Annotated in this window: 14 protein-coding genes; 6 read left to right on the top strand and 8 right to left on the bottom strand. The window is 35.3% G+C overall.

Translation table 11 applies throughout. The features are described from left to right. Positions 1 to 146: 146 nt before the first annotated feature. From HNP25_RS07230 to HNP25_RS07240, 3 genes are all read left to right on the top strand, one after another. Positions 147 to 1469 carry a DEAD/DEAH box helicase gene (locus HNP25_RS07230; protein ID WP_221432428.1) on the top strand — a complete coding sequence of 441 codons (1323 nt, stop codon included), beginning with the start codon at positions 147 to 149 and terminating at the stop codon, positions 1467 to 1469. A 121-nt stretch (positions 1470 to 1590) separates the two neighbouring features. Then, positions 1591 to 3792, top strand: coding sequence for a B12-binding domain-containing radical SAM protein (locus tag HNP25_RS07235; RefSeq protein WP_184132590.1), 2202 nt, complete (start codon positions 1591 to 1593; stop codon positions 3790 to 3792). 55 nt (positions 3793 to 3847) lie between these two features. Next, positions 3848 to 4699 carry a UbiA family prenyltransferase gene (locus HNP25_RS07240; RefSeq protein ID WP_184132593.1) on the top strand — a complete coding sequence of 284 codons (852 nt, stop codon included), beginning with the start codon at positions 3848 to 3850 and terminating at the stop codon, positions 4697 to 4699. A gap of 67 nt (positions 4700 to 4766) precedes the next feature. On the opposite strand, the gene HNP25_RS07245 is transcribed toward HNP25_RS07240, so the two are convergent. Both HNP25_RS07245 and HNP25_RS07250 read right to left on the bottom strand, forming a co-directional pair. Next, positions 4767 to 7259 (bottom strand): Ig-like domain-containing protein, encoded by a 2493-nt coding sequence (locus HNP25_RS07245; protein ID WP_184132596.1) that lies wholly within the window; start codon positions 7257 to 7259, stop codon positions 4767 to 4769. 170 nt (positions 7260 to 7429) lie between these two features. After that, a complete protein-coding gene (locus HNP25_RS07250) occupies positions 7430 to 8659 on the bottom strand; it encodes a vanadium-dependent haloperoxidase (protein WP_229202814.1) in 1230 nt (409 codons plus the stop codon). Positions 8660 to 9434: 775 nt separating this feature from the next. Here HNP25_RS07250 and HNP25_RS07255 point away from each other — a divergent pair. Next, entirely contained in the window at positions 9435 to 10148 is a 714-nt protein-coding gene (locus HNP25_RS07255) for a cytochrome c family protein (RefSeq protein WP_184132602.1), read from the top strand. A 70-nt stretch (positions 10149 to 10218) separates the two neighbouring features. Here HNP25_RS07255 and HNP25_RS07260 read toward each other — a convergent pair whose 3' ends face one another. The 4 genes from HNP25_RS07260 to HNP25_RS07275 form a co-directional block, all read right to left on the bottom strand. Continuing rightward, positions 10219 to 12468, bottom strand: coding sequence for an OmpA family protein (locus HNP25_RS07260; protein ID WP_184132605.1), 2250 nt, complete (start codon positions 12466 to 12468; stop codon positions 10219 to 10221). Positions 12469 to 12653: 185 nt separating this feature from the next. Then, positions 12654 to 13082, bottom strand: a complete 429-nt coding sequence (locus HNP25_RS07265) for a nuclear transport factor 2 family protein (RefSeq protein ID WP_184132608.1) — start codon at positions 13080 to 13082, stop codon at positions 12654 to 12656. Positions 13083 to 13100: 18 nt separating this feature from the next. Then, positions 13101 to 15056 (bottom strand): glycoside hydrolase family 88 protein, encoded by a 1956-nt coding sequence (locus HNP25_RS07270; RefSeq protein ID WP_310587162.1) that lies wholly within the window; start codon positions 15054 to 15056, stop codon positions 13101 to 13103. Positions 15057 to 15382: 326 nt separating this feature from the next. Further along, a complete protein-coding gene (locus HNP25_RS07275) occupies positions 15383 to 16663 on the bottom strand; it encodes an MFS transporter (RefSeq protein WP_184132611.1) in 1281 nt (426 codons plus the stop codon). Between the two features lie 485 nt (positions 16664 to 17148). On the opposite strand from HNP25_RS07275, the gene HNP25_RS07280 reads away from it, so the two are divergent. Together HNP25_RS07280 and HNP25_RS07285 are read left to right on the top strand one after the other, a co-directional pair. Further along, positions 17149 to 18180: a LacI family DNA-binding transcriptional regulator gene (locus tag HNP25_RS07280; protein ID WP_184132614.1), complete on the top strand. Its 1032-nt coding sequence runs from the start codon at positions 17149 to 17151 to the stop codon at positions 18178 to 18180. A gap of 105 nt (positions 18181 to 18285) precedes the next feature. After that, positions 18286 to 18597 (top strand): hypothetical protein, encoded by a 312-nt coding sequence (locus HNP25_RS07285; RefSeq protein WP_184132617.1) that lies wholly within the window; start codon positions 18286 to 18288, stop codon positions 18595 to 18597. Between the two features lie 51 nt (positions 18598 to 18648). On the opposite strand, the gene HNP25_RS07290 is transcribed toward HNP25_RS07285, so the two are convergent. Both HNP25_RS07290 and HNP25_RS07295 read right to left on the bottom strand, forming a co-directional pair. Beyond that, the gene (locus tag HNP25_RS07290) at positions 18649 to 21099 is read right to left on the bottom strand and encodes a glycoside hydrolase family 95 protein (RefSeq protein WP_184132619.1); all 2451 of its coding nucleotides are present in this window, start codon (positions 21097 to 21099) and stop codon (positions 18649 to 18651) included. 97 nt (positions 21100 to 21196) lie between these two features. Beyond that, positions 21197 to 23335, bottom strand: a complete 2139-nt coding sequence (locus tag HNP25_RS07295; protein ID WP_184132622.1) for a hypothetical protein — start codon at positions 23333 to 23335, stop codon at positions 21197 to 21199. Positions 23336 to 23398 lie beyond the last annotated feature (63 nt).

Raw genomic sequence — 23398 nt, forward strand, 5'->3', positions numbered from 1 at the left:
CAAAACATCTCATCCGAGACATATTTTGTCTCTCGCATCAGATAAAATATGTCTCAGAAATCCCTTTTACAGACAAGTCTTTTTACCCAGTTGTTCAAAAATCCATCAAGTCCAATTAAACAGATATTTTGTTTTACCTTTGTACTATGGAAACCAATCAAACAACAGCACAAATCCTTCAAAACTTAGGGATTGAAACTTTAAATCCGATGCAAGAAGCGGCTTTAAAAGCCATTTCAGAAGACAGCAACGTACTTTTAATTTCTCCTACAGGTTCAGGAAAAACCATTGGTTTTTTATTGCCCATTTTACAATTGTTAAAGCCCGATGTACCTTTTGTACAATGTTTAATTCTTACGCCTTCTCGTGAATTGGCTTCACAAATCGAACAGGTTTGGAAGAAAATGTCCACAGGTTATAAAGTAAATGTATGTTATGGCGGGCATGATGTGGCTACCGAAATCAAAAACCTAAGCAATCCTCCAGCAGTACTTATTGGTACACCTGGACGAATTGCCGACCATATTACTCGTAGGTCTTTTAATTTGGATGGCATCAAAACTTTGGTGTTGGATGAATTCGATAAATCGCTAGACCTTGGTTTTCACGACCAAATGTCGTTTATCATTGGCGGTTTACGCAAACTCAACAAAAGAGTATTGGTTTCTGCTACCAAAGGCATCAAAATTCCAGAATTCACAGGTGTTTCTTCGCCAACTTTATTGAATTTTATTCCAGAAGATAAAGTAGCAGAAGGCTTGGTGATGAAAGTGGTGATTTCAGAACAAAAAGATAAAATAGACGCTTTGTTTAATTTGATTTGTTCATTAAATTCTGAATCTGCTATCATTTTCCTGAATCACAGAGATGCCGCAGAACGTACTTGTGAATTATTGCAAGAAATGGGTATTTATGCGATTTTCTATCATGGAGGAATGGATCAAGATGACCGAGAACGAGCTTTGATTCAATTCAGAAATGGAAGTGTTCGCTATTTAGTTACAACAGATTTGGCGGCTCGTGGTTTGGATATTCCAGCAATGAAGCATGTAATTCATTATCATTTGCCATTGCAAGCCCATGAATTTATTCATAGAAATGGCAGAACGGCACGTATGAATGCAGAAGGAACATCGTACTTGATTTTTCATCGCAACGAACATCGTCCAGCTTATGTAGATGATAATTTAGAAGAATTGGAAGTTGCAGAAAACCTCCCATTGCCGAAAGCACCAGACTTTTTAACGATTTATATTAGTGGTGGAAAGAAAAATAAATTGAATAAAGTTGATATTGTAGGTTTTTTCTCGCAAAAAGGCAAACTCGAAAAAGGCGATTTAGGACTGATAGAAGTAAAAGATTTCACTTCATTTGCTGCTGTAAGAAAAGAAAAAGTAAAAGAATTACTCCAAACCATTCGTGATGAAAAAATGAAAGGAAAGAAGTATAAAATTGAAGTGGCGAGATAGGTTTAAGGAGATTTGTGGACTTTAGGACTGAAAGACTTTAAGAAAGCTTCATTCTTTATCAATAATTCCTTCAGTCTTAAAGTCTAATATCTTTTAGTCCTTCCCAAAAATCAACCAACCATTGAACACTCAAAAAGTCTTTCTAATAACCCCTCCTTTTACGCAACTGAATACACCATATCCAGCTACGGCTTATATTAAGGGGTTTTTGAATACTAAAAATATACTTTCCTATCAGGCTGATTTGGGAATTGAAGTAATATTAAGCCTTTTTTCTAAAGAAGGTTTGTTGAATCTGTTTGCTCAAATTGAAAGTCTGGAATTAGATTTAACGGAGAATGCCCAAAGAATTGTAGCCCTCAAAGAGCATTATATTCACACGATTGATGCGGTGATGCTTTTCTTACAAGGTAAAAATCCTACTTTATCACATCTGATTTGTCAGGAAGATTTTTTGCCAGAAGCCAGTCGCTTTGCTCAATTAGAAGAATTGGATTGGGCTTTCGGAACAATGGGAACGCAAGATAAAGCCAAGCATTTTGCTACGCTTTATCTCGAAGATATTTCTGACCTTATCGTCGAATGTGTCGATTCACATTTTGGTTTTAGTCGCTATGCCGAGCGTTTGGGTCGTTCTGCCAATAGTTTTGATGAATTGTATGAAGCCTTATCGCAAGATTATACTTTTATTGATGAATTACTCATCAAGATTTTAGCGGCTAAAATGCAGGAAGTAAATCCTACTTTGGTGGCAATTACTGTTCCTTTTCCCGGCAATTTATACAGTGCTTTTCGTTGTGGACAATGGATTAAAAAGCATTTCCCAGCAGTAAAAGTAGCAATGGGCGGAGGTTTCCCGAATACAGAATTACGTTCACTTTCAGATGAAAGAGTATTTGAGTTTTTTGATTTTATCACTTTAGATGATGGTGAAGCTCCGCTCGAAAACTTGCTTGAACATTTGGATGGAAAGAGAAAACTGGAAGAGCTAAAACGTACTTTTACTTTAGTAGATAAGCAAGTAAAATACATCAACCATAGTCAGACGCACGATTATAAACAGTCGGCAGTAGGTACGCCCGATTATGCAGATTTGCCTTTAGACCAGTATATTTCTGTGATTGAAATCGTGAATCCGATGCACAGAATGTGGAGTGATGGGCGTTGGAATAAGCTCACGATGGCTCATGGTTGCTATTGGGGAAAATGCACTTTCTGTGATATTTCTTTAGATTATATCAAACTTTACGAACCGATTTCTGCCAAAATTCTATGTGATAGAATGGAAGAAATGATGGCTCAGACGGGTCAGAATGGTTTTCATTTTGTGGATGAAGCCGCTCCGCCTGCTTTAATGCGTTCCTTGGCTTTGGAGATTCTTAGAAGAAAACTGACTGTTACTTGGTGGACAAATATTCGTTTTGAAAAAAGTTTTACCGCAGACTTATGTTTGTTACTGAAAGCCTCTGGTTGTATAGCCGTTTCTGGTGGTTTAGAAGTAGCTTCTGACAGACTTTTGGAATTGATTCAAAAAGGCGTAACCGTTGCCCAAGTAGGCAGAGTAACTCGCAATTTTACGGAAGCGGGAATTATGGTACATTCGTATTTGATGTACGGATTTCCCACACAAACGGCTCAGGAAACGATTGATTCGTTGGAAATGGTACGTCAAATGTTTGAATTGGGCATTTTACAATCAGGCTTTTGGCATCAATTTGCAATGACGGCTCACAGTCCTGTCGGGATGTATCCAGAACAATTTAAAGTACAAAAAGAAAGTGCTAAAATTGGCACATTTGCCAATAACGATATTTTTCACCTCGACCCAACGGGAACAGACCATAGTTTGTTTAGTGATGGTTTGAAGAAATCACTTTTTAATTTTATGCACGGCATTGGTTTTGATATGAACCTAAACCAATGGTTTGATTTTAAAGTACCAAAAACAAAAGTGCCGAAAAATTATATCGAACAAGCCATTAATCAAGAAGAAGATTATACTTTAAAACCAAGTAGTAAAATCGTTTGGTTAGGAACAAAGCCGATGACGAAACTGATTTCTAAAAATCAAAAAGGAAGAGTATTAAATCTGCTCAGTTTATCTTTTCACGATAAAAAAGAAAGTTTCAATATTTCAGTCGAACAAAAACAGGGAGAATGGTTAGTTGAAATTTTGAAAGAAATTGCAGTTTCAAACAACAAAGTTTATACTTTTCAAGAAATAAAAACGCATTATGAAAAAGCTGGATTAGAAGACTTTGAATTATTTTGGTTCAATAAACCTGTGAATAGTTTGCAGAATTTTGGTTTGTTAACACTTTAATTTGAAAATGGATATTTCCAATGTCTTTACTTTAAAATATACAAGAAATTAAACCTTGAAAGTCGTTCATTTCTTAATCAATACCAATATTTACATTTCGTTGGCAGCGGTTGCTCTGACGGTGGAAACACAATTGCAATTAGGGATGCCTCCGCAATGGCATCCTTATTTGTTTATCATCTTTTTTGCTACTTTGTTCGACTATAATTTGCATCGACTTGTTACGGTTCTAAGCAATAAAGAAGCCTTGAATAGTGATAAACATAAATGGCTAAAGGAGTATTTGAATCTGTTTTATGCTTTGGTAGCTTTTTCGGTAATGGGTTTTCTTATTGCTGTTTATTTCGCTAAAAAAGAAGTATTGATTACACTTTCGCCTTTTGCGTTCATTACACTTTTTTATTCACTACCAGTTTTTAAAAATCAAAAATATTTATTCCGATTAAGAGAAATTCCAATCTTAAAAATCTTCCTCATATCCATTGTTTGGTCGGCTACTACGATTCTTTTGCCAATTGTTCAATCTGGAAAAAGCTTTGATTTTCTTCATGTTTCACTGATGTTAATAGAAAGGTTTTTATTCGTTTTTGCTATTGCAATTCCATTTGATATTCGAGATATGCAAGGCGATGAACAATCTGGACTCAAGACAATTCCATTGGTAATTGGTGTTAAGAAATCTATGAATTTAGCCAATGCTTTAATAATGCTGTTTCTTATTGTAAGTCTTCTGCATTATTACGATTCTGTTTCCTTCATTTTATTAGCTTTCGCACTTTCAGCAATCAGTACTTTGTTTATTTTAAATAGTAAAAGCCTTCAAAAATGGTCATTTTATCATTATGGTATTTTGGATGGAACGATGCTTTTACAGGGGGCTTTGGTTTTAATTTTTCATTTTTTATAATCTTCAAAAGAAAAGAGGTTGAATCTACAAAAGTAAATTCAGCCTCTTTTCTTTTGATTTATTTCAATTAATCTGTTGTACGAATCAATTCTTTTTTGATTGCCGATTTAGTTTTTGTGACAGTATATGGAATACACCTAGCCACACCACAATCACAGACAACTTGCTGAATAGCAACTACATGATCAGTAAAACAGTCATTGGCATTGAATACTCGAACTGTATATTGCTGAAGAACAATAGTTGGATTCGGAACATCAGCCCTAAGTACACCATTTACAGGTATTGCCGTTGAAGTAGCATATAATTTCCCGCCAGTGTATGTAGTACCTAGGCTAATATCATATCTTAAATTTGAACCAAACCCCGTCAGCTTTATGGTACCATCATTTTTAACCAAATCTTGGTCGCAAGTAGCATTTGTAGCAGTAGCAGTTATTCCTAATGGTCTGTCAAACACAACCAAATTAATCAATGTATTAGCAGAACATAAACCATTACTTACTTCTACTTCATAAATACCTCCTTGATTAGCTTGAATATTATTAAACTGAATATTTTGTAAGGATGAAGTAAAACCATTTGGTCCCGTCCACGCATAAGTAGCATTAGCTGGAGTAACAGAAAGAGTAACATTTGTACCAGCACAAACTGGAGAAGTAGAAGTGGTAATAATTGGATTAGGAACTGGATTAAAAGTAGCCGTTGCTGAAGCTCTACTTCCAGCAGGCGATTCACAACCGCTTATTAAATCTTTACAAGCAACAAAGTAGGTTTTAGTAGCAGTTACAGGTACATTAAATGGGCTTCCTGTACGCAAAACTGTTGATGAAATCTGTGAGTCATACCATACTGGCACAAACCCAGCCGCACAAGTTGCTTTTAAACCAAGGCTTCCAGCACCACAAACTAAGCCACCAGCCACCGTTGATTGCGAAGGCGCAGCAGGAGTTGTATTAACAGAAATGGTTACAGCAGTACGATTTGCAGGAAATACACCACAGCTATTTTCTATTGGCTTACAACCTACAAAAAAAGTAATGGTAGAAGAGGCATTGAATGAAAATGTATTTCCAGAACCTATTACCGTATTAGATGTCAATGAATTATACCACTGAGGAACCCCAACTGCACAAGTAGCCGACAATGAAGTAATTCCAGGGCCGCAAAGTATTGAACCCGTTGAACTTGATACCTTAGAACTAAAAGCAGGAGTTGTAAAAGTAACATCATTAAAACAAACATCTGAGCCACTCCAAATACGAATTGTATATTTTGTAGCAGGCTTTAAACCCGTAAACGTTAATGATGTTGCTCCAGGCGTTAATAAGAGGTTTGCTCCTGCTCCAAAAATAGGGGCAGTTCCGAAAGTTTCACCTTCTTTGATACTTGCTTCAATAGTTTTTGTTGCATTATATAGAAGGTTAGAAAGCGTTGCCGTTCCGTTATTGTTTGGTATAAAGTTAGTACAAGTACCAAGCGTTGTAGTTATATCATTAATACTTATCGCTGGGGCATCACAGTCACTACATTTTAAATTACCACAAACAAAAGCAATAGATTTACCCTGAACGCCAGGATGATAAGGAATAAAGGTGCTAAATCCTTTAGTGGTTAAATCAAACTTTGTAACACAATCACCCTTGTAACTTGTAATATAGAGATTTCCGTCTGGACCAAAAGCCAAATCAAAAGCATCGACTGCCCCACTTATTATTCCTGCGTTTAAAGTCGGTCTTGGAAATGCATAAGATTCAATTATGGCACCCGTTAAACTATTATAATGAACCATACGGTCAGCTATATTTATGTTATCACTCGCCAAGATAGCCCAAATACTACCATCATTTGCAAAGTTTATTCCTCTATAATTAAAACCTGCAGGAGCAGTTGCCAATAATGTAGCAGCACCTGTAAGTGAAGGTGATACATATTCAATTGTACTTGCTTGACCCGTTATATTCCAGTTCTTACTTACATAAACATTTCCTGTAGTTGGATGAATTGCAATTCCCCATAATCCAGCCGTTTTGTTATTGAAACTTGGCGATTCATAATAATCTACTACAGTATTTGTGATAGTACTTACTTTTGATATTCCGTTATAGCTTGTAACATACAAAAAATTCTTATCGGGAGACATCACAAGATCTAATAAATCTTCCCCTGCAATTGGTATAGGAGCTAGAAAAACTCCTTTTGAAAAATCATAAATTACAATCTCTGACTGTCCACAACAAGTAGCCATGTAAGCAATGTTCTTGTCTGGATCTACTACAATCCCTTCTGCACCACCTCCCTGAATTGAACATGTTATTGCCCCAGTATTTGGATTACTTGTACTACCACTTCCAAATTCAAATACTTCAGAACGTGTTAAAGCTTTATCCCCTGAAACTGGTACAACACCCACAATCATATATGTTTTATCACATCCGATTGGGGCATTTTGAGCTTTCAGGTATAATGAAGAAAAACTTAAAAACAACAGCATCAAAAAGGTAAGAATATTTCTAAACACACTCACTGATGGCATTTTTTCAAGAAAACGTAAAGGCATTATCATAACTTGATTATTTATGTTTTGTCGGGGAAATATGCCAACCATTTTTGTTGATAGGCAAAGGTCAAACAAAGTGTTGAATACTTTTATTAACCATGAGTTAAGATTTTTCATCATTTTATGATTGTATTTGTTCCCTCAATATGTTTAATTAATACAGTTAAAGCTTATTTTTTGATGATATTCCAAGGTAATGAATTTATATTACTACCTATTTTTTTCCCTTCTATTAAACCTACTTCATTATCTTGACGAGTATGAATTCCTCCATATAAGCGTGACATGGCAGATTCTTGAGCCGCTTCCCAAAATGAGTTAAAACTTCTTGCTTTATATTCTACCAACCTTTCTTCATCTCTTGGTCTGCCAACGTGTGAATCATCAATGAATTTAAAACTTGTTCCGTATAATGCTGTTAAAACAGTTGCTGTAGCTGCACTTTGTACTGCATGCCCTGAATAATAGGCTGGAAACGGTGGTTCTGGCCAATACAAACTCCAATTTCTATCAATATTGTAATAAATAAAAGAAAAAGGTCTTTCTGCATTATAAATAAACTTTATTTTCCAGCAATTAATAAAAGCATCTGCTACTGCCATTCCTACTTTGGCATAAGTTTCAGCAGCTTTGAACAAATCTGGTTTAGCAGTTTTTACAGCTAAATTAGCTAGATTATAAGAGTGTCCAGGAGGTGAAAATGTTTGAGAAGGATCATCTCCCCACCAATTGGCAATTTCTTTTTCCTCTTGCGTTAATGTTTTACGTTTAGTATAAACTTCGTACATATAAGCATAATATTTAGAATCAGGCTTAAAGTCGTATTTAATCATTTCAGGTATTGGCAACACACTATTCGAGGGTGCAAAAGTTCTGTTTTTCCCCCAATGTGGATGCAATGGCATCGCCACTGCCGATTGTCCTCTAGTAGGAGCTTTCCATAATCCTTTTCCTACGGGCATTTTATAAGTACTATCAAAATTTCTTTTATATCCTTCAAATCCTCCATCCGTTTTTGACCACTCAAAAATCGCTTCTGCGATTGACTGACCAAATAATTTTGAATGTACAGCTACTTTCTCATCTGTTGTTTTAAGTTCATTTTGATAGATAGCTTCTTCAAGAGAATCTATTCTACTAATATTTTGGGGGTCAGATTGCTGATAAAGTTTTTTCAAAAGAAAAGCTTGCCCTGCATTCAATGAGAGTACCCAATTATAAACTTGTCCTTTTACTGGCTTGGGTAATTCGTTTAATCCTTTTAATGTTCCTGCTAAAGATTTTTTCTTTGTAATTCCTGCTACTACACATTCATACATCGTTAAACCCAAATATCCCAATGAACGAGAACCATAAGTTGGAGAACCTCCAGGCGTGTCTTTCATTGTTTTTAAAGACATTTCTCCCCATTTCAAAGCTACTTCAGAGGGAACAGCCTCACTTTTAGCGTTATACTTTGGAGTATTAGAATTAAAATATCTTATGCCACTAAATGATGCTTCACTTCTATTAATCAATAAAAAAAACAATAGCAAAACAATGATGCTCGTAAAAACACTATTACTGAGCAAAATCTTCTCAAAAAAGGTATTCAACAACCTTTTTTCGAATACTTTAGCTTTTTTTATCAAATTGAAAAATATCATAAAAATGTATCAAGCAGAAATTATGAATACTATTAAATAAGATTTTTTATATGCTGAATACATACTTCGTTCTAAGAAATCTTTGTACTTTCAAGACGAAACTAATCTATTAATCTTTAAAAACTAGCCAAAACCATGCCAAATTGATTCAAAATAGCCTTACTGTTTCAATCTAATACGTATTCCAAAGAATTTTTCTAAGAATGAAGTATTCTGTTGATAGATGATAGAATACTATAGCTTTTGTAAAATTTGTATCAAATAATCCTAAAACTTTTGGTGCAGCAATAGATTTTACCCATAATGCTTCATTTTGGATTGAACCCAACTATAATAAACGGTAGATAGCTTTGTGCTTGATTTACCTTTAAAGCAGTATATCCTTAACTTGAAACCTGAAATAAAGTGGCATTTTTAATCTATTCTTTTAACTCTGAAAAAACTTAAAATAAATGCGTATTATTAATTTAAGTTATAAATTTACTTTATGAAAAATTTGAAATTTATCCTGATATTTTGTGTGTTTAGCATGTACATAGTTGCATGTAAAAACACAAAAGGTGACCCTTCACCAACAGCTATTATAACACCGACAAATCCAACTGATAATACTTCAGGCAATACTACAAATCCAAGTACCAATAATTGTGGAAATGCAACCTCCAATGTTGCTAAAGGAGATTCAGTTTGTTTCAATACACAAATTCTTCCTTTTTTTGTAAGTAATTGTGCAACTAGTGGCTGTCACGATGCTAAAACACGTGCAGATGGTTATGAATTTACCTCATACGCCAAGATTGTGCAAAAAGGAATTACCGCTGGCAGTCCTAGTAAAAGTAAACTTTATACTGTAATGATTAAAACGGATGAGGATAGGATGCCACCAGCTCCTTCCCAAGCTTTATCCAAAGTTCAAACAGATATGATAGCCAAATGGATTACTCAAGGAGCAAAAAATGTAGATTGTGCTGTTGTAGTTGATACTCAAAATGTTACTTTTTCAAAAACAATTTTGCCTTTACTAGCTACTAATTGTTTAGGATGCCACAAAACGGGTTCTATTTCTGGAGGAGTAAATCTTGAAAGCTATGCCAGCGTAAAGATTTATGTAGATAATAAAAGACTATCTGGAGCAATCAATAACTTAACGGGCTATTCGCCAATGCCACCCATCGGAAAACTAACAGATTGCCAATTAGCTGTTGTAAAAAAATGGATTGATGCGGGTGCAAAAAATGATTAAAAATAATACCCAAAGTCAACATGAATAATTGTTGGCTTTGGGTATTATTTCAAGGGTAAAATCAATAAAATTACTTCACCGATAAAATCTTAAACTCTGTTCTTCTGTTTTCTTGATGCTGTTCTTCGCTACAAGAAACGCCATCTACACATTCGTTAATTGGCTCAGTTTCGCCATAGCCTCTAGCCATTAATCTACTCGTATCTATCCCATTTTCAACTAAAAAATCTACTACAGCTTTAGCTCTTTTTTGTGATAATTCTAAGTTGTAACTCGCACTTGAACGTGAATCTGTATGCGAACGAATCTCAACTTTCATACTTGGATATTTTTGTAAAATTGGCAAAATCGTCATTGCTAATTCATGAGCAGCATCTGTTCGAATGAAGAATTTATCTCTATCATAATAAATATTTTTAAGTCTAATCACATCTCCTTTTGCGTACATTTTCTGTACATTCGGAAGTGGAGAAGCACTTTTAATTACTTCATTATTGGTAGCATAATCGTCCTTTTCAGCGATTAATTTATTTTCTGTATCAGGCTTTACTGCAAATTCATAGCCACCATCTTCTCCTGTAATTACGGTTTGTCTGGTTTTATCTTTCTGGTTTTCTAAGGTTACTTGTACGCCTGCAATCGGTTTTTGATTTACTTCAGACTTCACTATTCCTTTCAAAACAGAAGTATTCGATTTTTCAAGATAAATAGCTAAAGTTGTATTTTGAGCCGTATTACTCCTAGTAGAAAAAGTAATTGCATTCATCAAATAGCCTTCTTTAATGGCTTTAAATTCATATTCAGAAAGTGATTGTAAACAGATTGACATCAAACCTTCTGAATTGGTCATTTTCAATTCTTGATTCTCTCCGTTGATTACACTTCTAATGTCCACATCTGCCAAAGGCAATTTGGTCAAAGCATCATAAACGACGATATTGAGTGGATGACATTCTTTTTTGAAACTATAAATATTATCGTCATGAATTCCCTTTTTTCGGTTAGAAGAGAAGTAACCTGAGTTTCTACCTCCATCTGTAATCAGTCCGAAATCGTCTTTTTCAGAGTTCAAAGGTGCGCCAACATTCACAACATTTTCACTGAATTTTCCATCTTTGTATTCGGCAAAGAAAATATCCAAACCGCCTAAACCTTCATGACCATCTGAGGCAAAGTATAAATTATCGTTTTCATCCACAAATGGAAACATTTCATTGCCTTCGGTATTGATTTCTCTGCCCACATTCACAGGTTTTCCCCACTTACCATTATTGTATTCAACAACATAAATATCAGTTCCGCCAAAACCTCCTGGCATATCCGAGACGAAGTACATTTTTGTATTATCTGCATTTAAAGCAGGATGCCCACACGAAAATTCGTCATTATTAAAGGGTAATTCTTTTACTTCACTCCAGCTTTCCTTGTTCAAATTAGCTGAATATAATTTCAAGCGATTTGTACCATCTTTTGATTCTCTGGCTCTGCCTTTGTTGTAATTATTTCGGGAAAAAATGATTTTCTTGCCATCTTTGAAAAAACTTACTGGCCCTTCGTGATACTTTGTGTTTAGAATTCTACTAAAATCCTCAATCTTGGATAAAGGCGATTCCTGCACAAGTATTTCATTATTACTTGCAGACATTCCACCCAAAGCTGCAGCAGATTGTAAACCCATTTTGGAAGATAAAAGAGCAGTATCTGGAACAAAATACAGATTCAAAAATGGTGTTTGATTCCAACCAAAAACACGTTTGATAATTCCTGCTTCATCACGAGCAGAGGAAAAAACCAAACCGCCATTGTAGTACATCGGGCTAAAATCTGCTTGACGAGAATTAATAGATAAGTATTCTACTTTGTAAGAAGATGAATCACGGTAGAAGTGACTCATATCCATGTACGAAATTGTAAATCGTTTACCTCTTAAATCGGCTTTTTGTTTTTCTCCGTACAAAGAGTAATATTTTTGCGACTCACGATATTTTTGATTGGAAGCCAATGCCTGAGCATAATACAAATATTGCTCACTTTCAACATCAGGAAAATCTTTGATTAAATTTGAAAATACTCTTTCTGCATTACGAGTATCCTGTATTTTTCGGTAGGAAAAAGCTAGTTTTTTTAAGACTTCTAGTTTGACTTTGGGGTCTTTATTTTCTTTTAAAAAATCCTCATATTGTCGAATGGCTTCCAGATAACTCAGTTTTTCAAACTGATAATTAGCCGCTTTAAGTTTAGTTTGAGCATACAAATTCCCAAATGTGAAAATAAAAAACACAAATAAAAGCAAACGTATTTTAGGGATTTGGTTGTTCATTACTTCAAAGTAAACATTGTCTGTTGAATATATTAGTCGATTTTGTCTATGTAATATTCACCGCAGAAAAGACAAATAGCGTGCCAAAACTAATACAAGATTTTTAGCTTTTCAGCTTAAAGTCAATAAAAAAGGTTTAGACTTCCATCCAAACCTTTTTTTAACAGTAAAACTTATTTTATGGATTAAATCTTCACCGCTTGACGAGCGATTAATTTCCAATCATTTTTTGTTTTTTGAAATACCAATAAAATCCCAAGTTTCACAGTTCCAGCAACACCACGATTGTTAGTTTCTGCATATAATTTATGACGAACAATAGCAGTTTTTCCAAATACTTTAATGGTTTGTTCTGTCAAATCCATCGTTTTAAAGTCTGAGTCTCCATTCATCAACGTTTCGATTAAATGGGCTTTTCCTTCTAAACTTCCGCCTGAATGCCCGTAGCTCAAGTCTTCATCAAGTATTTTCTCTAAAGTAGCTTTGTCAGCATCAACCACAGCTTTTCTGAAAGTTTCTACCGCAGCAGCAACTTTAGCATCTTCGTCAGATTGTGCTTGACTAAGCCCAACAGTTCCCAATAAAATGGTACTCAACATCAATAATGTTTTCATTAGTTCAAGGTTTATAAATTACTTTTTTATACTATCTTTTTTTAATAACCAAACGGCCAAGTTTTTTGCCGCTTTGAAGTTCTCAAACTCCATTGGTAAACGTTTTCCGTTTAAGTATTCATTGTAAATCCAAGGGTCTCCGATGGCAAAAACAGTTCCTTTACCAACTTTAGCAACCGCCATAATATTATCATTTCCTTCGGTTACAACAGCTTTTGCAGGTGCTTTTACCGATAAAACTGATAGCTCTTTCACAAATACTTTGCTAACATCTTTAAAAATACTGTGATCCGCAGGAATCGTTACTTTGCCTTGTTCATACACATTATTTTTCACCATGTTAATACTCTTTCCAGTAAACTGAATACCAAATCTAGCGGCTAATTTATTGAAATGAGGTAATTCTACATTGGCAGAATCGTTTGCCATTAATACTAAATTTCCACCAGCTTTTACCCAATTTTCAATGGCTGCAATGTCTTGTGCATCTACAAAATTAGGATTTGGTGTTTCTTTTTTAGTATCTGGGTCAACGATGATATATACATCCAAACCTTTCAAAGTATTGGCTCTTGGTGCAGTTGAAACTGTTTTTAATTCAGCACCATAGTTTTCAAAAATACTTCCTAATAACGAGAATCCAGAGTCTTTTCCATCATACCAAGTATAGTGATAAGGTTCTGTGATACCTTCACGAGTAGTACGCATCTCGTGATTGAAGTAATTATCTAAACCTACTTTTTTACCTTTTCCAACCGCTAAATCATCAGCAATTTCCATTTCAACACTTGCCATGATAAATGGAGCCATTCCTTTTAAATCATCACGACGAATTGGTTCTTTCAAGTAATATTCATAACTACCATCACGGTACGGGTTTCCGCCCAAACCACTTACTAACACTACTTTTTCTAAGTGATTGATTCCGTTACTTTCTGTTGAAATAAAGTTTCTTAAAATTCCATCATATCCTTTTTTGGCATTCAAAGAGTATGATTTATCGATATAACCCATTCTAACACCTTTTGCCAAACCATAAACCATCATTGAAGAACCCGAAGCTTCTAAATAATTACCTTTGCCATTCAGTTTATCCACAACTTGATACCAACAACCTTCTTTAGGGTCTTGGAATTTCACAATTGCAGCAACCAATCTTTGATAAATTCCTATTAATTCATTGCGTTTTGGATGCTCTTTCGGAAAAGTATCCAACACATCAGCTAAGGCCATGATGTACCAACCGATTGATCTTCCCCAGAAATTTGGCGAGCGACCAGTAGTTTTATCTGCCCATTTTTGTTCACGGCTTTCGTCGTATCCATGATAGAGTAAACCCGTTTTTGGATCACGGGCATTTCTCTCCATCCAAATAAATTGGTTAGCTATATCATCAAAATTCTGAGGCTGATTAAAGGCTGCACTGTACTCAGCATAGAAAGGTTCTACCATATACAAACCATCTAACCACATTTGGTTTGGATAAATTTGTTTATGCCAGAAACCACCTTCTTTAGTACGAGGTTGTTCCGAAATTTGTTTTCTTAATAAATCTGCCGCCAATTTGAATTTTTCTTTGCCAGACTCACGGTAAAGCATTACCAAAGAACGTCCACCCGTAATATTATCAGAATTAAAATTATCGTATTTATAAGTTTTGATTTCGCCTTTATCGTTTACATAAGAATCCATATTGTTTAAAATGAAACGATAATATTTAGCATCACCAGTACGATACCATACTCTTTCAATGGCTTTTAAAATGATGGCTTGTTCATAATCCCAACGAGCACGTTTTCCTTCTTCTTTATAAGTGATAGAATCTTTATGAACATCTAGCATAATATCCGCCATCCTTTCCGACCACTTCATTTGTGCCAAAGAAGTATTCGATAGAAAGAAAAGACAAATCCCAGCAAGAATTACAAAGTACTTGCTAAAAATTGGAAGGGTAAAAAAAGGTTTTCTTTGCATTTTTTATTAAATAATTATGTTTGAGGAACGCTACTGAATTTTGAGTTAATACTGTACGAAGGATTAAATATATGTTCAAAATGTTTTTTAACTAATAATTTGCGGTAGCGGCACCCCTTGCGGTTGCCGTTTCATTCGAGGCAACTGCAAGAGTTGCCACTACATTTTATTTGAGATAAACAACAAAACATTTTGGTCTATTAAAACAGTTTTGTTCAGTAATCAGTCAAACGACAAAATTAAAATGAGTAATTAATTGATTTATAAATTATTAACCGCTAAACCACTCATTCACTAAATCACCATTCGTCCAATTCCTCCATTACTTAAATTTCAACTTGTTCGTTCTTTGGTGCGAAAAAGTGCATAATAGCCCACGCTAAAATATAAGCACTTCCACAAAGTAAAAAGATAATATTATAACCTGAATTAATATCGCCAACGGCTTTATAAGAATCAAGTAACGAACCTACAATAATCGGGAAAATCATTCCTCCTACTGAACCCGCCATTCCACCAATACCAATCACTGAACTAATTGCTTTTTTAGGAAACATATCCGAAGCCACCGTGTAAATATTGGCACTCCAAGCCTGATGTGCTGCTGCCGCAATACTGATTAATGCGACGGCTTCCCAAATATTTGTTGCATAACGAGCAGCCATAATTGGCACCACACAAAGAGCAAAAATAAACATTGATACTTTTCTAGCTTTCGGAATTGCCCAGCCTTTTTTGATAAAGTAACCAGATAAATACCCGCCGCCAATACTTCCGATAGTTGTTGCTGTATAAACCAAAATCAAAGGCAAACTTGGTTTTTTCAAATCCAGATTAAAGGTTGTTGAAAAATACGAAGGCAACCAGAACAAGAAAAACCACCAAATTGGGTCAGTCAACATTTTTCCAAATACAAAAGCGTAGGTTTGTCTGATTCCAAAAAGTTTCAACCAAGCTACAGGCTTTTCATTGGCATTTACTTGTTCGGCATCACTATGAATATACTCATATTCTGCCTTTTCTAATTTCTTGTGTTTCGATGGAATTTCATAATAAATAATCCAGAAAACCAACCAAACAAAGCCTATTCCACCAGTAATGACAAAAGCCATTTCCCAACCATAAGCACCCAAAATCCAAGGCACCATGATGGGTGCAACTACTGCACCAATGTTAGCACCAGAATTAAAAATTCCTGTTGCTAAAGCCCTTTCTTTTTTAGGAAACCATTCAGCTGTTGCTTTGATTGCCGCTGGAAAGTTTCCTGCTTCACCCAAACCCAAGGCAGCTCTTGCTAAACCAAAACCAAAAGTACTTTTGGCAAAAGCATGTGCAATGGCTGCGATACTCCACATAATTACCGAAATAGTATAGCCTAATTTTGTACCAATTTTATCAATAATCCCACCAAAAACCATCAAACTAAGTGCATAAGCCGCCTGAAAGGCAATTACTATTCTGCTATAATCAGTTTCTGTCCAACTAAATTGTTTTTCTAAAGTTGGTTTCAAAAGACCAATCACTTGTCGGTCTAAATAATTGATGGTAGTAGCAAAAAAGAGTAGAGCCACTATTTGCCAACGGTATTTACCAATCGTCTTGTTCATGTTTTTGGGATTAGACTGTAAAAACTTTGATTAACATGCACTGTTTCATCTGAAAAAGGACATTAATCATGCTTTCCATTAAAGAGAAAAACACTTTACTTTTACTTGATTTCAAAAAAATGATTCTCAACGTATAAGTAACTTTAGGCTATTTTTACCTTATGGTATCAGATAGATTTTTGAAAAAATTATCCTCAAAAAACAAATTCGAGAAAATAGATAACTAGATTATTTCAAGAATTAGCATTTTATATTATTTCTTGCTAAGTATAAAGGCTTAGTTAAACATATCTCTTAAAGTAGAAGGATACAAACATTTTATTGAATATTTTTCCCAAATCTTTTCGGGAACGTTGCCATTAATGTAAATTTATATTTAGTTGATAAGAAGCCATTGCTTTTTACCAACAAGATTTAAGTAAAAACAGAAAAGTAGCAGCAGAAAAAGGGAAGAAAAAATTTGTACAATTCAAAGAAACAGCATTTTGGAACATATAACAATTAAAGATATTGCCAAAGCCTTAAATCTCTCGACTTCAACCGTTTCGAGAGCATTAAGAGGAAGTCATGAAATTAATCCTGAGACTAAACGTTTGGTGATGGAGTATGCCGAAAAATTCAATTATCAACCCAACCCAATTGCATTAAGTTTAAAGGAAAATAAAAGTAGGTCTATTGGTGTAATCGTTCCTGAAATTGATAATCCATTTTTCTCGCAAGCCATTAACGGCATTGAAGACATTGCTTATAACAAAGGTTATCAAGTAGTTATCTTCCAAAGTCATGAATCTTATGAACGAGAAGTAATTAATACACAGCATATTACTTCAAGACGTGTGGATGGTTTATTGATTTCGCTTTCAGGACAAACGACCAATGTTGAACACCTAAAAAACTTGCATGACAAAGGATTGCCCATTGTGCTATTCGACCGTATTTCAGATGAAATAGATACCCATAAAGTGATTTCTGATAATTTTGAAGGTTCGTTTAATGGAACAGAACATCTAATTAAAACAGGAAGAAAAAGGATTGCACATATTGCTGCGTCGCCTTATTTATCTATCACAAAAGAAAGAGTAAAAGGGTACTTGGCAGCTTTAGAGAAGTATAATATTCCTGTAGATGAATCTTTGTTGAAATATTGTAATTATGGTTTACAAGATATTGAATTTGTGATAGACCAACTTTTCTCCAACGAAACGCCTCCTGATGCCATTTTTACCGCAAGTGATAGATTGGCTTTGGGTTGTTTAAGTACATTACAAAAAAGGAGTATCAAAATTCCAGAAGATATAGCATTGATAGGTTTTACTAATTTAAAAGTAGCGTCCCTTTTAGCACCATCGCTCAGTACCATTGTACAACCCGCTTTGGATATGGGCAAACGTTCAGCAGCATTATTATTTGATTTAATTGAGAATACTTCAAAACTGCCTAAAAGCTATCAAACTTTTAAATTATATACAGAATTGATTGTTCGAAATTCATCTGTGGTGAAGCGTGGTGAGGACTAAAACATTTAGTTTTAACCCAAAATACTGTCAAGCTTTTTTAGGATGTGACAAGATGGCAATTACATCAAACAAGATGACAATTGCATCGAACAAGATACTAATTCTATGAAACAAGATGACCATTTCATCAAACAAGATGCTCGTTCAATGAAACAAGATGACCATTACATCAAACAATATGCTCATTCAATGAAACAAGATGACCATTACATCAAACAATATGCTCATTCAATGAAACAAGATGACCATTACATCAAACAATATGCTCGTTCAATGAAACAAGATGACAATTGCATCAAACAAGATGCTCGTTCAATGAAACAAGATGGCTATTACATTAAACAAGATGCCCGTTCAATGAAACAAGTTGACCATTACATCGAAAATTTGGGAGAAGAATCTAAGGAAAGGCTTTAAAATAAAACAGCAGGCATGATTTAGTTTCATGCCTGCCATATTAAAGATTACTTACAAACTTTTTAACACATAAACGCCGCCTTTAACAGTTTGGAACTCATAAGCATCAAATAATTTAGCTTTTTTCAAGCTTTGGTTTCCTACTAACTTTAGGCTATTTGGTGTTTTGATAATGCAATTTCCGCCTATCGACGAACGAATTACTAATTGCGTTACTTGTTTATTTTTCCAAGTAATGTCTATTTCAAAACCTCCACGGGCTTTCATTCCTTTGATTTCACCATCTTGCCAATCGTCTGGAATAGCTGGCAAAATATTAACCAAACCATCATGACTTTGAACTACCATTTCTGAAATGCCAGAAGTACCACCGAAATTACCATCTATTTGGAAAGGTGGATGCGCACAGAATAAATTTGGATAAGTACCTCCTCCATTTGTATAGTTTGTACCTTCCATCCCTGTTAGTTTCAATAAGTCACGCACTAATTTATAAGCATGGTTTCCATCGTGTAATCTTGCCCAAAAGTTTATCTTCCAAGATTTACTCCAACCTGTTCCATCGTCTCCTCTAATTTCCAAGGTTTTCTTTGCTGCATTTGAGAACTCAGGCGTACGCAATGGCGAAATCTGGCGACTTGGATGTAAAGCAAACAAATGCGAAACGTGTCTGTGTTGTGGGTCTTCGTCTTCCCAATCTTTATACCATTCTTGTAAATTTCCTTTTTTACCAATGTGCAAAGGATAAAGTTTCGCTTTTTTGGCAATCAATTCTTTTCTAAAAGCTTCGTCGATACCCAATTTTTCTGAAGCTTCAATGGTATTCGTAAACAAATCCCATATAATCGCCATGTCCATCGTACTAGCCACAGAAACCGAACCTTTTTCACCTTTTTCGGTAATAAAAATATTTTCAGGCGAAGTAGAAGGGGCTGTTACTAAATAGCCATCTTTATCTTCAACGAGCCAATCTTCACAGAAAATAGCCGCTTCTTTCATCAATGGATATGCTTTGTTTTTTAGGTAGTTTTTATCTCCTGTAAAAGCATAATGTTCCCAAAGGTGTTGGCTCAACCAAGCTCCGCCCATTGCCCAGTTTGCCCACGAAGGCGAACCTTTTCCTTTGTCTCCTACTGGATTTGACAATCCCCAAATGTCAGAATTATGATGAACCGTCCAGCCACGGGCATTGTAAAAATTCTTGGTGGTTTCTTTACCTGTTTTAGCCATGTAGCCAATCCATTTCAATAATGGCGTATGTAATTCTGAAAGATTACTCATTTCTACCATCCAATAATTCATTTCCGTATTAATGTTGGTAGTGAAATTACTACTCCAAGGTGGGCGAACTGAATTGTTCCAAATACCTTGTAAGTTGGCAGGAATACCATCTGGACGAGAACAAGAAATCAATAAATAACGACCAAATTGAAAGTAAAGACTTTCTAAAGCAGGATCTTTCCCTCCATTTGCATATTTTATTAAACGTTCATCGGTTGGTAAATCTACAGTTGGATTTCCATTCAAAGTAAAGCTTACACGATTGAAATAACGCTGATAATCAGCAATGTGAGCCTTTTTCATCACATCCACATTTTGATTTAATGCAGCTTGTAAATACTTTTCAGCAATGGCTTTTTCATCTTTTCCTTCTGAATCAGGACATTTATCAAAACCATTAAAACTACTTCCTACTGAAATAATCAACACAGCTTCACTAGCATCCGAAATAGAAATTCCAGAAGTATCAGTACTTACTTTGCCGTCAGTAGATTTCACTTTGATTCGCCAATCAAAACGAACGCCACCGCAACCTGTTGGATCGTCATAAATAACAGGTTTAGGATTATAGCCTACATAATTCGGGTCGGCATGAGCTGGAGTTTTACCACGAACTACTAATTGATTTGTACCAAAAACTGCTTTTTGAATAGGATGCTGTGCTGCGGTTGAAGCTTTGAAATTTAATGCTCCTTTAGTGCTTGCCTTTAAGCGAATAATCATTACTTGGGCGGGTGCAGATACAAAAAACTCACGAGTAAATTCTGTATCTCCTACTTTAAAACGAGTACTGGCGGTGGCATTAGCAATGTTTAAATCTCTATAATAATTACTTACTTCGCCTTTCAAGTTTTGCGCTAAACGTAAATCTCCAAGTGGTTGATATGCTTCTGAATAAAGTCCTTGTAATTTGTGAGTAAGTTGTTCTGCCTTTTTATAATCTTCCTTAAAAAGTGCTTCTCTTACTTCTTTCAAATACTTTGGAGCATCTGGATTAGGATTTGTATTAACTGGTTTTCCCGACCAAAGCGTTTGCTCATTCAGCTGAATTAATTCATTGGCTGGTCTTCCGAAAATCATTGCACCGATGCGTCCATTACCAATTGGCAAAGCTTCATTCCAGTTTCTGGCTGGTTGTTTGTACCAAAGTGTCAGGTTCTTTTGGGCAAAAGAACATAGTGTTTGGCTAAGTAATAAAATAGCTAAAAAGGTTTTTTTCATATAATTGTTATTTGTGAATTGTGAGTTGTGAATGAGTGAGTCTCTTTTTTTGAATCTAATTCTAAAAAACTCATCATTCACCACTCAAAACTCATCATTAAAAGAATTTTCTAAATCCTTCCCAACGAACTTTCCATTTACCGTTTTTAGGAATACCGGGATTAATTGTTTTACAGCCATCATAGCCTGCACACATCATGGCTACTGCCGCTAATAATCCCCCATTTCCAGGTAAATACAAACGCAAACGAGCATCTTGAAAATTATGTCCGTTAGGTAGATACGTGTTGGTTCTAATGTCCATCATCAAAGCGTCAATCGCTTTTTCTGGTTGGTTTAATCGAGTGGCAGTCATGGCAACCATCGGGAAATCCCAGCCCCAAGTATCATCCCAATGCCAAATCTTCCAGATTTTATCAAAAGTATCTTGCATGATTTTTTTATCAAGCATTTTACTTTCTGGCAACATTCCGAAAGTACCCAATACACTTGGATGGTCTGTTAAAAACACTGGATTCGTATAAGAATCTGTCGCATTTTCTGTAGCCAAATAAACGCCATCTTGTACAGGCAAAGGTGATAGTTTTTTCAAAACGTCATCCCATTTTTCATTTCTTTTTAAACCCGAACGTTCACGCCAAATTTGTGCTGTTGATAAAGCCCATTGCCAATAAGCCAATTCATAAGTCGGGTTAAAAGTATCTTCAGGTTTAAAACGCTCTTGAGCAGGAATTACGCCTTTACCCAAAATATATCGACCTTTTTCTGGGTCGAAGTAAGCGTAAGAAGCCATAAATTCGGCAGTTTTAAAAACCAATTCTTTATACTTTTCTAAAGTCGCTTTGGTTTGATGCTTACGATAAGCCAACTCAGCAAAAGTAATAAAATGTGGTTGTTGCCAAAGTAAATATGCCCCCACCGACGAAGGTGCTTCTTTCCCATCGGGGTCGGTCATTTTTTGCCAACGAACACCTTCAAAACCTTGTCTTTCTGCAATAATCTTCGCTTCTGGAGCTACTTTTTTGTACCAAACCATACTTTTTTCAAGCAAATCAGTACGATTCCACAAAGCAAAATGAACGCCATGCCACCAGTGCATTTCTAAATGTGGCTTTCCAAACCAAGAATTATAAGTCAAACCTGTTTCCTGTGGCGGCTCGTTATTGGCACATTGTATTTTGGTCAGATATTGCGATAAAATAATTCTTCGCTCCAACTCTTTTGCACGTGAATCGGTACTTCCAGTAAAGTCAACCGCAGCACCATTACTCCAAAAAGTTTTCCAAGCCGTTTTTGTACTCAATAAAGTGCTAGTAAAATTTGGAATACTTTCTTTTGAAATTTTTTCAGAGAACATTACGCTGAATTCCAAAGTGCTTTCTTTCGTATCTGGACTCAGCACAAAATAATGTGCTTCGCTTTGTAAAACCTTTGAATCTTGATTACTCTCGACCTTTACAAAATATTCAGTATCATTTAATTGATGTTTAAAAACAAAAGATTTTTCGCTAGAAAGTACGACAGATGATTGGTGTTTATCAGCATTTTTCCAATTGTTCCCTTCATCTGTGAACTGATTTGTTGGATACGGAAAACGTAAACGATACTTCAACTGACCAGTTTTCAATAAGTCAGATTGTACTTTTACTGAAATCAAATCTTTTTGTTGATGTGCAATTGTAATTACTTTTACAGGAATACCTTCTACCGAAAACTGACTGGTAATTTCGCCTGTGTAAACATTTAAGGTTTGATGAATATTACTTAAATCTTGTGGATTTACTTTTGAACCATCTTTTTTGAACAACTCAAAACCAAGATTTCCTAATTGCAAACGATGTGGATTTTGACGAAGGAAATTGTTGGCTGCCTTCGCTCTTTCACTGTTTGAAGCTTGAACGGCATAAGGTACTTTTCTGCCATGCGAGCTGATTTCTTTTAACGTTTCTTCGATTTTATAATTTTCAGTATTCGGAAAACGATGCCAGCCCCAAACCGACTGTGTACCTAAAGAAATCCCTTTGGCATAAAAATCGGGGAAAGTCTGCAAACCAGTAACATCAGTCGTAAAAGCGAAACCGCCATTCCCGACCGACAATGAAGCCAAGGTATCAATTTTATTGACTACAACCGCATGGCGTTCTACCAAAGCTTTTCGGTTGATTTTACTTTGTGCAAAAGTGTCTTGCAGAAAAAATGAGGCAAGGGAAAAGAGTAATAATTTAATGTTTTTCATATAATGAATAGTTGAGAGTGATGGATGAATTATTTACCCGCTGGTTTTCAGCGTTTTATTCTT

The organism is Arcicella rosea (genome assembly GCF_014204325.1).
Lineage (GTDB): Bacteria > Bacteroidota > Bacteroidia > Cytophagales > Spirosomataceae > Arcicella > Arcicella rosea_A.